The following is a 13,135-nucleotide window of genomic DNA, read 5'->3' as shown; positions in this document are numbered from 1 at the left end:
CCGCGTCAGCGGGTGGCACCCGCCACCTTCGGCAGGGCGCCGCTCGCGGCCGCGTTGCGGTCGGGGCGGAAGTTGCTGAAGTCGACGCCCTCGACGTCGCGGACGAGACCGAGCTCGTCCTCGATGACGGCGGCTTCCTGGTCTTCGGGGCCGACGAGCGGCAGGCGCACGCGCGGCGAGCCGATGCGGCCGAGGCCATGCAGGATGTACTTCGCCGACACGGTGCCGGGAATGTGCGTCATGACGGCACGCACAAGCGGCTCGAGCTTCTTGTGCTGTGCGGTCGCGGCGGCGAGGTCACCGCGGTTCACGGCGTCGACGATGGTGCGGTAGGGGCGCGACGTGATGTTCGCGGTGACGCCGATCAGGCCCGACGCGCCGATTGCGAGGTGCGGCAACACGTTGGCGTCGTCGCCGGAGAAGTACAGCAGCTCGGTGTTGTTGAGCACGCGACTCACCTCGGCGAAATCGCCCTTGGCGTCTTTCACGGCGACGATGTTCGGATGCTTGGCGGCGCTCAGCAGCGTCTCGTACTTGATCGGGACGCCCGTGCGGCCCGGGATGTCGTAGAGGATGACCGGCAGATCGGTCGCGTTCGCGATGTACCGGAAGTGCGTGAGGATACCCGCCTGCGTGGGCTTGTTGTAGTACGGGGTGACGATCATGATGCCGTCGATGCCGAGCCGCTCGCTCTTCCGGTAGAGCTCGATCGCATGCGCCGTCTCGTTCGAACCGCCCGCCTGGATGATCTTGGCCCTGCCTGCCGAGACGTCTTTCGCGACCTCGATGAGCCGCAGCTTCTCCGCATCGGTCAGCGTCGAGGTCTCACCCGTCGTGCCGGAGGCCACGATGCCGTCGGCGCCGCCAGCGATCACGTCGTCGATGTGCTTCTCGACGCCGGCCCAATCGACCTCGCCATCGGCTGTCATGGGCGTGACCAGGGCGACGAGCACCTGGCCGAACGGATTCTCGGCGGACATGCCTTCAGGGTAGCGGGTCGCCGCCGTCGCGAGCTGCGCGTCATCTCGCGTCACAGCCGGATGCGAAATGTCGTGGGGCGCATAGCGTTGCACCCGAGATGAACGTCCTGTCAGCGGTACTCGTCGTCGTCGGCCTGATCGCGGTCGCGACCGTCGTCGGCCTGATCTGGCAGCGTCGCACCGGCCGGGTCGCCGAGCGATCCGCTGACCCGGCGGAGATCGTGCGGCCAGCGGATGTCCGCTCTGAGGCGCCGTTCGGCGAGCGCGCGACCCTCCTCCAGTTCTCGACCGAGTTCTGCGCATACTGCCCGGCCACCCGCCGACTGCTCGGAGGCATCGCGGCGCGAACCGACGGCGTCGCCCACGTCGACATCGACCTGACCCGCTCCCCCGAGCTCGCGCAGCGCTTCAAGGTGCTGCAGACGCCCACGACGCTGCTGCTCGACGGCAGCGGCGCGGTGCACGCCCGCATCGGCGGGGCGCCGAAGGCGGCGCAGCTCGAAGCATCCCTTGCACGTGTTCTGAACGGAGACGACCATGTCGCAGCCTGATCTTCGCCCGCTCCCCGGCCAGCAGGGCATCGACCCCCGCGGGCCGCGCTTCTCAGCCGGCATCACCGCGGTGCTGCTCGCCGTCGACCTCGTTCTCGGCCTCGTCGGACTGAGCTCGAACGGCTCACGGCTCGCCGCGTGGATCCTGCTCGTGCTCATCGCGCTGATGTTCGTCTGGGGCGCTGTGGGCGGCGTGCAGAAGCATCCGTACGGCGCGCTCTACCGCTCGCTCCTGCGCCCGCGGCTCGCGCCGCCCGTCGAGCTCGAGAATCCCGCGCCGCCGACGTTCGCGCAGCTCGTCGGCCTGATCATCACCGGCCTCGGCGTGATCCTCGGCATCTGGTTCCCCGTGATCGTCGTGATCGCGGCCGCGTTCGCTTTCATCGCGGCGTTCCTCAACTCGGTGTTCGGCTATTGCCTGGGGTGCCAGATGTACTTGCTGCTCGTGCGCGCCGGAGTGATCGGCCGCAGCCGCGGGGCTGCCGCGTAAGTGCCCCCGTCCGTAGGCTGAGGGCGGGTCGCGCCGAACGACGCGGCCACCCCGAACCTAGGAGGCACCCATGGCACTCACGAGCGAAGCATCCGCCGTCTGGAGCGGCGACCTGGCCAGCGGCAGCGGCAGCATCTCCCTCGACTCGTCAGGGCTCGCGACCTTCGACTACAACTGGAAGGCTCGCTCCGAAGGCGAGAGCGGCGTCTCGACGCCGGAGGAACTGCTCGGCGCCGCTCACGCCGGCTGCTTCGCGATGGCGTTCGCCAACGAACTCGCCTCCGCCGGCCACACGGCGACCCGCGTCGCCGCGACCGCGGCCGTGAGCTTCGACATCGCACAGGGCGGCATCACCGGCAGTCACCTGCTCGTCAACGCCGAGGTGCCCGGAATCTCCGATGAGGAGTTCCAGAAGATCGCCGCCGCCGCGAAGGAGGGCTGCCCGGTCTCCAAGGCGCTTGCCGGCGTGAACATCACCCTTGAGGCAACGCTCGTCTAGTACTCAGTACGTCAGAAGCGAGAACGTCTCGATACCGCGGCCCTCGAGCCGGGCACGGCCGCCCAGGCCGCCGAGCTCGAGGGCCACGGCGATTCCGGCGACGCGCCAGCCGGCTCGCTCGATCAGGTTCGCGGCCGCAAGCGCGGTGCCGCCGGTCGCGAGCACGTCGTCGACGATCAGCACCCGGCTCTCCGGCGGCAGCTGGCCGATGTGCACCTCGAGCGCAGCGGTGCCGTACTCGAGGGCGTATTCCTGAGAGAGCACCGCGCGAGGAAGCTTGCCCGCCTTGCGCACGCTGAGCACCCCGGCGCCGCTCACCACGGAAGCGGCGCCCGCGATCAGGAATCCGCGGGCTTCGAGGCCGCCGATGTGGTCGAACCGCCCCTCGAACGGTGCAACCAGGCCGCGCGCGAGGGCCGCGAGCGCAGGGCCGTCGGCGAACACCGGCGTCAGATCGCGGAAGTCGATCCCCGGCTCGGGAAAATTGGGGATCGTCGTGATCAGGCTGTCGACGAGGGCTGCTTCTGGGCTCAGGGGCACCCGGAAAGCCTAATCGTGCTGGTGAGACAGCTTGATGGCCTCGCGCAGCGCCCAGCGAGCGCGCCGCCGGTCGCCGGAGGCGTCGTAGGCGAGGCCGAGCCGGAACCAGGCGCGCCAGCTGTCGGGATCCGCCTCGACCTCGGCCTTGTACCTGGGGAACTCCTCGTCAGCGGCGGCGCGCACCGGACGCCCTGAGCCGGTCACGGCCGGCTCGACCGGAAGGCCGCCTTCGGAGTCGAGCCGCTTCACTAGCCGCTCGGTCTGCCACCCGAACATGAGCTCGCGGACGAGAGCCCAGATGGCGATCAGCGGGAACAGGATGAGCGCGCAGCCCGCGACGATCCCGATCACGGAGCCTGCTTCGAACAGCAGCACGGCGCGCTGCCCAGCGAGCGCGATATAGATGAGCAGCAGCAGCGCCATGAGCAGCGCCGCGAAGCGATTCTTCACGCGGGCCCCGACCTCAGACCGCGGCGATGCCGAGATCGATGAGCGCGTCGAGCCCGACGGTGAGGCCGGTCAATTCGGTGGCGCGCCGCAGCGCAAGCAGCATTCCGGCCGAATAGGCAGCCGGATTGACGACGCTGTGCGAGATGGTCAGAGTCTCGCCCTCCGCACCGAAGATCACTTCCTGCCGGGCCGGCACGCCCGGCAGCCGCAGGCTGTGGATCGGCACGCTGCCGACCTGCTGGCCGCGAGCGCGCTGATCGATGTGCGGCGCCGAGACGGGACCGAGCTCGCCGCGCGCCTGCTGGATCAGCTCGGCGGTGCGCACCGCCGTGCCCGACGGCGAGTCCACCTTGCCCGCGCCATGCGCCTCGACGATCTCGATCGCATCGAAGAACCGGCTCGCGGCGGCGGCGAACGCAGTGCCGAGGGCGCTGCCGAGCGCGAAATTGGGCACGACCACCACTCCGCGTTCCGGGTGGCGCGCGAGCAGCGTGTTGAGGCCGGCCAGCCGGTCGGACGACCAGCCCGACGTGCCGACCACGACATTGCGACCATGCGTCACCGCGTATTCGACGATGCCCTGGCTGACGTGCGGGAGCGTGACGTCGAGGACCACGTCGCTCGGCGCCTCCGCCGACCCGAGCATGTCGTGATGCTCGCTCGACGAACCGAGGCGCGCGACCACGTCGAAGCCGTCGCTGCGCTCGAGCAGAGCCGTCGCCGCAGACCCCAGCCTGCCGGTCGCGCCGACCACTGCAACGCGGATCGTCATGGGCTCTGCCTCTCTGTTCGGCGGCGGTGCGGTCGCCGTTCCAACCCTAATGTTGAAGACGTGCCGTACGAATCCGTGCCCGTGACCGACGACCGCGCCCAGGCGCTGCTCACCGAGTACTTCAGCTACCGCGAAGCGACCTTCCCGCACGCACGCGGCTACGTCACCACGCTGCCCTCGGCCGGCGCATTCACGCCCCCGACCGGCGAGTTCGTGCTCGCGGTGGGCGAGGACGGCGTCGAATACGGCTGCGGAGCCGTCCGGCGCCTCGACGACGAGGTGCTCGGCGGCCGGCCGCGCTCGATCTGGGAGGTGAAGCACCTCTGGGTGCGCGAGGCTGGCCGCGGCGCGGGCGCCGGCCGTGCGCTGCTCGCCGAGCTCGAGCGCCGCGCACGCGACTTCGGCGCAGAGACCGTCGTGCTCGACACCAACGCGAGCCTGACGGCAGCGAACGCGCTGTACGCGTCGAGCGGCTACGCGTCGATTCCGCCCTACAACGACAACGGCAACGCGACGACGTGGTACCGGAAGGACCTCACGACGCGATAGCGCCGCCGTGCGACGGCCTCAGAACGGCAGCACCTCGGGCAGACCCGTGCGCAGCTCGGCCGGCAGGTGACCGAGGTCGTTGAACACGATGAGCTCGGGACGTTTCGCCGGGCGGTGCCTGATGACCGTCAAGCCCGCGTTTCCCGAGTTGAGGCCGAGCCAGCGCCAGCTGGGCGCATCCATCACCTCGCGCACGAACCACGCGATCACGAAATTGTGCGTGATCAGCAGGTCGTGCCGGTCGTTGCGCGACGAGCCGAGGAACTCGGCCACGGCGTCCTCCATCTGCGCTCGGCCCGCCTCGATGCGCACCTCGCTGATGCTGTGGAAGAAGGCGTCGAACGACTTCGGCGTTCCGGGCTCCGGGCCGGACGGGATGCAGTCGAACAGCAGGTTGGACGGTTCGGGCTGAACGGCCGGCAGCCGCTCGGCGAGCACGCGCGCGGTCTGCTCACCCCGGGTCAGCGGCGAGTGGTACGCCCCGCTGAACGGCACCCCGCCGAGCCGGTCGGCGAGGAGCCGGACCTGGCGGATGCCGCGCGGCGACAGCGGGCCGTCTTCCATGCCGTGCTCGGCATCGAGCTGCTCGCCGTGGCGCACGAGATACAGATAGTGGGTCATCCGACCCCCAGGCCGGCGAATGCGGCATCGTCGACGTCACCCACGGCCGCGATGGTGAGCGGTCGCCCGGCGAGTTCCACCGCGAGGGCTTGAACGTCGGCCTGCGTCACGAGCGCGAGACGCCGGAGGCTCTCGTCGAGATCGCTGAACTCGCCCATGCTGATCTCGGCGCGGCCGAGGCGCGTCATGCGCGCGTCGGAGTCCTCGAGCGCGAGAGCGGATGCTCCGGACAGCTGCCCCGTCGCGCGACGCAGTTCTTCGCCGGTGATGCCGAAATCAGCGATGCGCACCAGCTCGTCGCGTGCCAGCGCCGCCACCTGCGGCGCTTTGTGCGGAGCACAGCCGGCGTAGATCCCGAAGAGACCGGCGTCGGAGAATCCGCTCGCGAACGAGTACACCGAATACGCGAGCCCGCGACGCTCGCGGATCTCCTGGAAGAGGCGGCTCGACATGCCGCCGCCGAGCACGGCGTTCAGCACGGCGAGCGTCGTGCGCCGCTCGTCGGTCGCGACGAGCCCGGGCAGGCCGAGGAAGAGGTTGACCTGCTCGACGGGGCGCCGCACGGTGACCACCGACGAGTGATAGCTCTGCGGCGCGGCCGTCGTCGTGCGTCGTGGCGCGGGGCTGCCCGCGCCCGGCCAGTCCCCGCGGGCAAGCGCAGCCGACGCGTCGGCCACCAGCCGGTCGTGGTCGACCGCCCCGGCCGCCGCGATCACGATGTTCTCGGGTCGGTACGACTGCCGATAGTGCTGCACGACCCCCTCCCGCGTCGCGGCACGGATCGTTGCCGGGTCGCCGCCGATCGGGCGCCCGAGAGGATGCTCGCCGAGCACGGCGCTGTACAGCCGCTCCCCCGCGACGTCGGCCGGGTCGTCGTCGGCCATGGCGAGTTCTTCGAGGATCACCTGGCGCTCATTGTCGAACTCGTCGGCGTCGATCAGACTCGACGTGAACATGTCGCCGATGACCTCGACGGCCATCGACAGATCCTTGTCCTGCACCTTGGCGTAGTAGCAGGTGTATTCCTTGCTGGTCGCCGCATTGTGCTCGCCGCCGACCGAGTCGAACGACACCGCGATGTCGAGCGCAGAGCGGCGCGTCGTGCCTTTGAACAGCAAGTGCTCGAGGAAGTGCGTCGAGCCGTAGCTCGCCGCGTGAGCCCCGTCGGCACCGGTCTCATCACGCGAGCCGACCGTGACCCAGAACCCCACCGTCGCACTGCGCACGCCGGGCACGCGTTCGCTCAGCACCCTGGCACCATTCGGCAGGACCGTGCGTCGAACGAGTGCGTCCCCTGAGGCGGCGAACGCCAACTCGGCGATGTCGAGCGGAAGGGATGTCGCGGCGCCGTTCATCACGTGCCACTCTATGGCTCGGCCCGGGGGCCCGCACACCGAGCCGCGCGGACCGGGCAGCCGTCGCCGCGGCTCAGCGCGCAGCGACGGCAGCGCGGTCAAGCTCTCGCAATTGTGCGCGCGACAGGGACACGGCCGCGGCGTCCATCAGCACGTCCAGCTGCTCCGGCCGCGTGATACGCACGATCGGCGCGACGACGCCGCGCTTGGCGAGCAACCACGCCAGCTGAGTCGTGGCGGGCTGCAGCCCGAGCTCGTCCGAGACACGGTCAAGGGCGACCCCGATGCGGTGCTCGCGGCCGCGCCCCGCGAAAGCATCCGTCGCCCGCTCTCGCTCCGGCCGCACGACCCGCGCGTTCACGATCTGACCGAGCCGCGCCGTGTGGCCCCAGCCCGCCAGCACCTTCTGCGGCAGCGACGGGCTCGCCAACGCGATGGAGGCCGAGGTCGCATCCGGCAGCAACGCAAGCTCCTGCGCCGCCGCCACCATGCGGACGTCCTCGAGCAGAGCGGAGTTCCCGGTGATGTCCCACGCGAGCCGCGCCGCGACGATGCGCGGCAGCCCGTCGCCGGAGAGCACGCGCGCGGCCATGAGCTGGTCGCCGCTTGCGGCGTTCGCGCCGAGATGGCGCACCTTGCCCGCCGAGATCAGCTCGGCGACAGCGCCGAGCTGCTCGTCGAGCGTCAGCTGCCCGTCGCGAAAATCGAGTGTCAGCAGGTCGATGTGGTCGAGCCGCAATCGACGCAGGGCCGCCTCGACGGCACGCACGATACGTGTCGAACCCGTCGCCGCACCCCCGTCGCGCTCGGGTGACGGGGTGAGCGCCGTGAATACCCGCCCCGGCCGATTCGCGGCGAACCAGTCGCCGACGACCTGCTGGCTGCGCCCGGAGCCGTCTTCGTCGCCGACGTCGTAAAGGCCGCCGCCGCGCACGGCGAAGCGGTGCAGAATGCGGCCGGCGGCCACCTCATCGATGGCGGCGAGTCGCGCCGTACCCAGTCCGAACGGAAACACAGCGAGCCCGCTCTCGCCGAGCTTGCGCTCCGCGATGATCGAGATCGGCCGCGTGGCCGCGTCGTCGTCGGCCGCGAACAGCGCGGCTTCAGCGCTCACCGCGGCTTCGATCGCACCACGGCCCGTACTGCCGACATGCGCCCGTGCCCCCACTGGCGAATAGTCGCTCATCCAGCCCCCTTTTTCCCCCGGGCGGGTGCCATTCGCACCCCGACTATGGGACTGAGGTTATGTCACAGATCGGCAGCTTCCCGGCCGAAACGCTCAACCGTTATGAAGAATTGGCTCCTCCGACACGCGTGGCTAGACAACCGACACGTGGCCCGCGAACGCCGTGCAAGAACGGTCCCCGCGGCGGACGCGGGGACAAAAAACGGATGCCCGCCCCACAGAGTGAGACGGGCATCCGTTCGTTGCGCGATTACTCGGCGGCGACGGTCTCCTCAGCGGCAGCATCTTCGGCCTCCGCGACGACCGGCGCCAGCGACAGCTTGCCGCGGTCGTCGATCTTGGTGATCTCGACCAGGATCTTCTGGCCGACACCGAGCACGTCTTCGACGTTCTCGACACGCTTACCCCCGGCGAGCTTGCGCACCTCGGAGATGTGCAGCAGACCGTCCTTGCCGGGCAGCAGCGAGACGAACGCGCCGAAGGCCGCGATCTTGACGACCGTGCCGAGGAACTGCTCGCCCACCTCGGGGTTGGTCGGGTTGGCGATGGCGTTCACCTGGGCGCGGGCCGCCTCGGCACTCGGGCCGTCGGTGGCGCCGATGTAGACGGTGCCGTCCTCCTCGATGGAGATCTCGGCGCCGGTCTCGTCCTGGATGGCGTTGATCGTCTTGCCCTTCGGGCCGATCAGCTCACCGATCTTGTCGACCGGGATCTGCACGCTGATGACGCGCGGCGCGGTCGGCGCCATCTCGTCGGGCACGTCGATCGCCTGGTTGATGACCCCCAGGATCGTGGTGCGCGCGTCGTGAGCCTGCTGCAGGGCGCCCGCGAGCACCGCCGACGGGATGCCGTCGAGCTTCGTGTCGAGCTGGATCGCGGTGACGAACTCGGCGGTACCGGCGACCTTGAAGTCCATGTCACCGAGAGCGTCCTCGGCACCGAGGATGTCGGTCAGCGCCGCGTACTTGGTCTCGCCGTCGACGGTCTCGGAGATGAGGCCCATCGCGATGCCGGCGACCGGCGCCTTGAGGGGCACGCCTGCGTTGAGCAGCGACAGCGTCGAGGCGCACACCGAGCCCATCGAGGTGGAGCCGTTCGAGCCGAGGGCCTCGGAGACCTGGCGGATCGCGTACGGGAACTCGTCGCGCGACGGCAGCACCGGGACGAGCGCGCGCTCGGCGAGGAAGCCGTGGCCGATCTCGCGGCGCTTCGGGCTGCCCACACGACCGGTCTCACCGGTCGAGTAGGGCGGGAAGTTGTAGTGGTGCAGGTAGCGCTTCTTCGTGATGGGCGACAGCGAGTCGATCTGCTGCTCCATCTTCAGCATGTTGAGCGTCGTGACGCCGAGGATCTGCGTCTCGCCGCGCTGGAAGATCGCCGAGCCGTGCACGCGCGGGATGACCTGCACCTCGGCGTCGAGCGGGCGGATGTCGCGCAGGCCGCGGCCGTCGATGCGGATGCCCTCGGAGAGCACCCGACCGCGCATGACCTTCTTCGAGACCGACTTATAAGCGGCCGACACCTCGCCGACGGCCGACTCGGGCAGCTCGCCCGCCTCGACCTTGGCGACGATGGCCTCCTTGACGCGCGCCTTGAGGGCGTCATCGGCGTCCTGGCGCTCGATCTTGTCGGCGATCTGGTACACCGGTCCGAGCTCGGCGAGCGAGAGCTCCTCGACGGCGGCGTAGGTCGCGTCGGTGTAGGGCAGGAAGGTCGGGTAGTCCTGGATCTCCTTCGCCGACTGCGCGGCGAGCTTCGCCTGAGCGTCGACGAGCTGCTTGATGAACGGCTTCGCGGCCTCGAGGCCCTGCGCGACGACCTCCTCGGAGGGCTTGGTCGCACCAGCCTGGATGAGATCCCAGCTGGTCTCGGTCGCCTCGGCCTCGACCATCATGATCGCGACGTCCTCGTTGCCGGCGGCGTCCTTCACGACTCGGCCCGCGACGACGATGTCGAACACCGCGTCGGCAAGCTGCGAGTGCTTCGGGAAGGCGACCCACTGGTCGCCGATGAGCGCGAGGCGCACACCCGCGATCGGGCCGCTGAACGGCAGACCCGAGATCTGGGTCGACGCGGAGGCCGCGTTGATCGCGAGCGCGTCGTAGAACTCGTCGGGCGCGATCGACAGAACGGTGATGACGATCTGCACCTCGTTGCGGATGCCGTCGGCGAACGACGGGCGCAGGGGGCGGTCGATGAGGCGGCAGACGAGGATCGCCTCGGTCGAGGGGCGGCCCTCGCGGCGGAAGAACGAGCCGGGGATCTTGCCCGCGGCGTACGAGCGCTCTTCGACGTCGACCGTCAGCGGGAAGAAGTCGAAGTTGTCCTTCGGGTGCTTGCTGACGCTCGTCGCGGACAGCAGCATGGTGTCTTCGTCGAGGTAGGCGGCGACGGCGCCCTGAGCCTGCTGCGCGAGACGGCCGGTCTCGAAGCGGACCGTGCGCGTGCCGAACCTGCCGTTGTCGAGAACGGCCTCGGCGAACTTGATTTCGGGACCTTCCATTAAGGTCTTACTCCTTTGAGTTTCCGCACCGCCGTGTTGCGGCGCGGGCATACGCGAGGAGCAGGGTTACAGGACTGAGCCGGGCTGCGGTACGTGAGGTACGACACCCGATCTCGTGCTGGCCACCAGTAGAAGAGCGCGGAACGAGCATTTCCGAAATCCACCACCGAGGACCAGCTCCTGTCGGCCTGCCCCTACAGACGCCGATCCTACCAGGAGGGCAGATCAGCGGTCGGAAAGGCTCAGCGTGGCCCGCGCCGCGGCCGCGAGTTCCTCCCCGTAGCCGCGGCCGTAGCTCGCGGCGTGCACGGCGAGCGGATGCAGCTGATGCAGCGGGATCCGCTCCCGCCAGCCTTCCCGCAGCGGCCGCTGCGCGCCGTAGCCCGCGATGATCTCGTCGAGGTGCGGCGCGCCGAACAGGGCGAGCATCGCCAGATCGGTCTCGCGGTGGCCGCCGTGCGCGGCCGGATCGATCAGCACCCCTCCCGCATCGTCCCAGAGCACGTTGCCGTTCCAGAGGTCGCCGTGCAGGCGTGCAGGCGGCTCGTCGTCGTCGAACGCTCCGCTCGCGATGAGGTCGCACGCGCGGCGGATTTCTGAGACCTCGCGCGCGGTCACGCTCCCAGCGCGCTCTGCGATCTCCACGAACGGCAGGACGCGATCACGAGCGTAGAACGCGCCCCAGCTCGCCTCGTGCGCGTACGACTGCGGCCGGCTGCCGATGAACCCGGGGCCGTCCCAGCCTGCGGGGCGCGCGCCGAAGGCATCCGCCCCCTGCTCGTGCGTGCGCGCCAGCGCCGCCCCGAACGCGCGCGCCGCCGCGGCCGTCGGCCGCGCCGGGGTGACCCGTTCCAATTCGATCCGGCCCGCCTCGACCGCGACCACTCGCACGACCCGCGCTCCCCCGACGGCGGCCGCTTCGCCGAGCCACCGCAGTCCGGCGGCTTCGGCCTCGAAGAATCCGGACGGTGCCGACGCGTCTTGCTTGACGAGAGTGTCAGCCACGCGAACTGCTCTCGCCCACGCGGCGATAGCGGATCAGCTCGGCCTCGAGCTCACGGATGCGCTGGCGGTCGCGCTCGCGGCGATAGGCCGGAATGGTGATGATGAGGGCGAGCACCACGCCGATGACCGTGCCGATACTGTTCGCCTCGATGTCGCGGATGTCGGAGACACGGCCCGGAATGACGCGCTGCGCGGTCTCGATGCCGCACGTCAGTGCGACGCCGATGAGCACCACGAGCCACCAGAGCCGACGCCCGAGCAGCAACAGCAGGAAGACGCCGAGAGGCACGAACATGACGACGTTCGCCGCGAACTCGATGTGGTTGTACGTGAGCCCGGCCGCCACAGTCGGCCAGCGCGGCACGAGCACTGCCCGCGCGAACCGGATCGCCACCAGCAGCAGCCCCTGATCGCGGTCGTCGAGCGGCTGCGGCCCCAGCGTCAGCCACGCGACCGCCGCAAGGTAGAGCAGGGTAAGCGGGGCGAGAACGGGGTGGCGGCGGAACATCAGGCGATGGCCCCCTCAAGACGCACATCGACGGTGAGGTGGCGCGTCGTCCCGGCGACTTCTGCGGGAACCACGAGGAAACGGCCGGCGGCACGCCACTCGTCGAAGAGATGCTGCCAGGACACCTGCGCCTGATCACCGAGCCGCCCGATCAGGTGGAACCCGACGCCGCTCAGGAGGTAGACGGCGATGTCGCTGCGCAGCCCCCACCAACTGCCCGCATCGGAGATGAGCAGCGCGCGCAGCTCACCGCTCGTATGAGCGCGGGCAGCCTCGATCGAGGTCTGATGCCTCTCGACGCCGTAGACGGTGAGCGGATGCCCCGCCGCCGGCACCTCGACGAGCTCGAGGCCGTCGAGCCGCAGCAGGCGGCCCTCCGCCGTGAAGTTCGGCCCGCGCCGTCGCGAGGCGGCGAACAGCGCGATCGCGAACGCGACGACGAAGACGACGGTCAGGATGGTGAAGGCGAGGTACAGGCCGTCGCGGCGCAGATCGTGCATCGATCCCGCGACCAGCATCAGAGCCACGAGAACCAGCCACGGCAGCGGCGTCCAACGCCAGAACGGCTTTCGACGAGGACGCGGCATCTTCACACGCTAGTCGAGTGCTGCTGAGTGCTCTCCAAGGTGGGCGCGTCCGGGAACAAGCCCCGCGCGGCAACGAGAGAGGCCGCCACCCACGTGGGGTGACGGCCTCTCGAAGCCTGTTGGCGGTGACGCGACGCGCCGGGCTAGAGCCGGCGCACCTTCGGTGCTAGCGACGCAGCCCGAGGCGCTCGATCAGCGAGCGGTAGCGCTCGATGTCGATCTCCTGCAGATACCCGAGCAGACGGCGGCGGTGACCGACCAGGATCAGGAGCCCACGGCGCGAGTGGTGGTCGTGCTTGTGCTCCTTCAGGTGCTCGGTCAGATCCTTGATCCGCTTGGTGAGGATGGCGACCTGGACCTCAGGGGATCCGGTGTCACCGGGGTGGGTTGCGTACTCGTCGACGATCGCCTTCTTGGCTTCTGCATCAAGTGCCATAGATGGATCCCCTCTCTAATCGCTGCGCGGTGCCCGGGGCAGGATGCCTGAGCTCTCTTGTTCCGCGGCCGTTCAAACGGCAACCTCATGAGTCTACCAGAGC

Annotated in this window: 16 protein-coding genes; 4 read left to right on the top strand and 12 right to left on the bottom strand. The window is 69.7% G+C overall.

What is annotated here, in order from left to right; genetic code table 11:
- Positions 1-5: 5 nt before the first annotated feature.
- The gene (gene dapA, locus ACFOYW_RS06980; protein ID WP_390228145.1) at positions 6-980 is read right to left on the bottom strand and encodes a 4-hydroxy-tetrahydrodipicolinate synthase; all 975 of its coding nucleotides are present in this window, start codon (positions 978-980) and stop codon (positions 6-8) included.
- A gap of 98 nt (positions 981-1,078) precedes the next feature.
- On the opposite strand from dapA, the gene ACFOYW_RS06975 reads away from it, so the two are divergent.
- The 3 genes from ACFOYW_RS06975 (at position 1,079) to ACFOYW_RS06965 (ending at position 2,520) form a co-directional block, all read left to right on the top strand.
- A complete protein-coding gene (locus ACFOYW_RS06975; RefSeq protein WP_390228089.1) occupies positions 1,079-1,531 on the top strand; it encodes a TlpA family protein disulfide reductase in 453 nt (150 codons plus the stop codon).
- On the top strand, positions 1,518-2,021 hold the full coding sequence (locus ACFOYW_RS06970) for a DUF4395 domain-containing protein (RefSeq protein WP_390228088.1): 504 nt from the start codon (positions 1,518-1,520) through the stop codon (positions 2,019-2,021). Before ACFOYW_RS06975 ends, ACFOYW_RS06970 begins: the two co-directional genes overlap by 14 nt.
- Positions 2,022-2,091: 70 nt before the next feature.
- Complete coding sequence (locus ACFOYW_RS06965) at positions 2,092-2,520, top strand: OsmC family peroxiredoxin (RefSeq protein WP_390228087.1); 429 nt, start codon at positions 2,092-2,094, stop codon at positions 2,518-2,520.
- 3 nt (positions 2,521-2,523) lie between these two features.
- Here the strand turns inward: ACFOYW_RS06965 and ACFOYW_RS06960 are convergent, their stop codons facing one another.
- The 3 genes from ACFOYW_RS06960 to dapB are packed head-to-tail and all read right to left on the bottom strand — an operon-like array spanning position 2,524 to position 4,282.
- Complete coding sequence (locus ACFOYW_RS06960; protein WP_390228086.1) at positions 2,524-3,060, bottom strand: adenine phosphoribosyltransferase; 537 nt, start codon at positions 3,058-3,060, stop codon at positions 2,524-2,526.
- Positions 3,061-3,069: 9 nt separating this feature from the next.
- Positions 3,070-3,510 (bottom strand): tetratricopeptide repeat protein, encoded by a 441-nt coding sequence (locus ACFOYW_RS06955; protein WP_390228085.1) that lies wholly within the window; start codon positions 3,508-3,510, stop codon positions 3,070-3,072.
- Positions 3,511-3,523: 13 nt separating this feature from the next.
- Positions 3,524-4,282, bottom strand: coding sequence for a 4-hydroxy-tetrahydrodipicolinate reductase (gene dapB, locus ACFOYW_RS06950; RefSeq protein ID WP_390228084.1), 759 nt, complete (start codon positions 4,280-4,282; stop codon positions 3,524-3,526).
- Between the two features lie 60 nt (positions 4,283-4,342).
- On the opposite strand from dapB, the gene ACFOYW_RS06945 reads away from it, so the two are divergent.
- The gene (locus tag ACFOYW_RS06945) at positions 4,343-4,831 is read left to right on the top strand and encodes a GNAT family N-acetyltransferase (protein WP_390228083.1); all 489 of its coding nucleotides are present in this window, start codon (positions 4,343-4,345) and stop codon (positions 4,829-4,831) included.
- A gap of 18 nt (positions 4,832-4,849) precedes the next feature.
- Here the strand turns inward: ACFOYW_RS06945 and ACFOYW_RS06940 are convergent, their stop codons facing one another.
- The 8 genes from ACFOYW_RS06940 to rpsO form a co-directional block, all read right to left on the bottom strand.
- A complete protein-coding gene (locus tag ACFOYW_RS06940; RefSeq protein WP_390228082.1) occupies positions 4,850-5,452 on the bottom strand; it encodes a histidine phosphatase family protein in 603 nt (200 codons plus the stop codon).
- Positions 5,449-6,807 carry a M16 family metallopeptidase gene (locus ACFOYW_RS06935; RefSeq protein WP_390228081.1) on the bottom strand — a complete coding sequence of 453 codons (1,359 nt, stop codon included), beginning with the start codon at positions 6,805-6,807 and terminating at the stop codon, positions 5,449-5,451. Before ACFOYW_RS06935 ends, ACFOYW_RS06940 begins: the two co-directional genes overlap by 4 nt.
- Positions 6,808-6,880: 73 nt before the next feature.
- Positions 6,881-7,993: an aldo/keto reductase gene (locus tag ACFOYW_RS06930; RefSeq protein WP_390228080.1), complete on the bottom strand. Its 1,113-nt coding sequence runs from the start codon at positions 7,991-7,993 to the stop codon at positions 6,881-6,883.
- A 250-nt stretch (positions 7,994-8,243) separates the two neighbouring features.
- Positions 8,244-10,496, bottom strand: a complete 2,253-nt coding sequence (locus tag ACFOYW_RS06925) for a polyribonucleotide nucleotidyltransferase (RefSeq protein WP_390228079.1) — start codon at positions 10,494-10,496, stop codon at positions 8,244-8,246.
- Positions 10,497-10,721: 225 nt separating this feature from the next.
- The gene (locus tag ACFOYW_RS06920; RefSeq protein WP_390228078.1) at positions 10,722-11,501 is read right to left on the bottom strand and encodes a fructosamine kinase family protein; all 780 of its coding nucleotides are present in this window, start codon (positions 11,499-11,501) and stop codon (positions 10,722-10,724) included.
- Positions 11,494-12,009, bottom strand: a complete 516-nt coding sequence (locus ACFOYW_RS06915) for a VanZ family protein (protein WP_390228076.1) — start codon at positions 12,007-12,009, stop codon at positions 11,494-11,496. The genes ACFOYW_RS06920 and ACFOYW_RS06915 overlap by 8 nt, the downstream gene beginning before the upstream one ends.
- Entirely contained in the window at positions 12,009-12,596 is a 588-nt protein-coding gene (locus tag ACFOYW_RS06910) for a hypothetical protein (RefSeq protein ID WP_390228075.1), read from the bottom strand. The genes ACFOYW_RS06915 and ACFOYW_RS06910 overlap by 1 nt, the downstream gene beginning before the upstream one ends.
- Positions 12,597-12,762: 166 nt before the next feature.
- Entirely contained in the window at positions 12,763-13,032 is a 270-nt protein-coding gene (gene rpsO / locus ACFOYW_RS06905) for a 30S ribosomal protein S15 (RefSeq protein ID WP_390228073.1), read from the bottom strand.
- Between the last annotated feature and the right edge of the window lie 103 nt (positions 13,033-13,135).

The organism is Gryllotalpicola reticulitermitis (genome assembly GCF_042651345.1).
Taxonomy (GTDB): Bacteria; Actinomycetota; Actinomycetes; order Actinomycetales; family Microbacteriaceae; genus Gryllotalpicola; species Gryllotalpicola reticulitermitis.
The sequence above is the reverse complement of the archived record's forward strand: the minus strand, read 5'-3'. Positions and strand labels throughout refer to the sequence as shown.

Coding starts and splice junctions, on each gene's coding strand:
- dapA (WP_390228145.1), bottom strand. CDS start 980: ATGTCCGCCGAGAATCCGTTCGGCCAGGTGCTCGTCGCCCTGGTCACG.
- ACFOYW_RS06975 (WP_390228089.1), top strand. CDS start 1,079: ATGAACGTCCTGTCAGCGGTACTCGTCGTCGTCGGCCTGATCGCGGTC.
- ACFOYW_RS06970 (WP_390228088.1), top strand. CDS start 1,518: ATGTCGCAGCCTGATCTTCGCCCGCTCCCCGGCCAGCAGGGCATCGAC.
- ACFOYW_RS06965 (WP_390228087.1), top strand. CDS start 2,092: ATGGCACTCACGAGCGAAGCATCCGCCGTCTGGAGCGGCGACCTGGCC.
- dapB (WP_390228084.1), bottom strand. CDS start 4,282: ATGACGATCCGCGTTGCAGTGGTCGGCGCGACCGGCAGGCTGGGGTCT.
- ACFOYW_RS06940 (WP_390228082.1), bottom strand. CDS start 5,452: ATGACCCACTATCTGTATCTCGTGCGCCACGGCGAGCAGCTCGATGCC.
- ACFOYW_RS06935 (WP_390228081.1), bottom strand. CDS start 6,807: ATGAACGGCGCCGCGACATCCCTTCCGCTCGACATCGCCGAGTTGGCG.
- ACFOYW_RS06930 (WP_390228080.1), bottom strand. CDS start 7,993: ATGAGCGACTATTCGCCAGTGGGGGCACGGGCGCATGTCGGCAGTACG.
- ACFOYW_RS06925 (WP_390228079.1), bottom strand. CDS start 10,496: ATGGAAGGTCCCGAAATCAAGTTCGCCGAGGCCGTTCTCGACAACGGC.
- ACFOYW_RS06915 (WP_390228076.1), bottom strand. CDS start 12,009: ATGTTCCGCCGCCACCCCGTTCTCGCCCCGCTTACCCTGCTCTACCTT.
- ACFOYW_RS06910 (WP_390228075.1), bottom strand. CDS start 12,596: ATGCCGCGTCCTCGTCGAAAGCCGTTCTGGCGTTGGACGCCGCTGCCG.
- rpsO (WP_390228073.1), bottom strand. CDS start 13,032: ATGGCACTTGATGCAGAAGCCAAGAAGGCGATCGTCGACGAGTACGCA.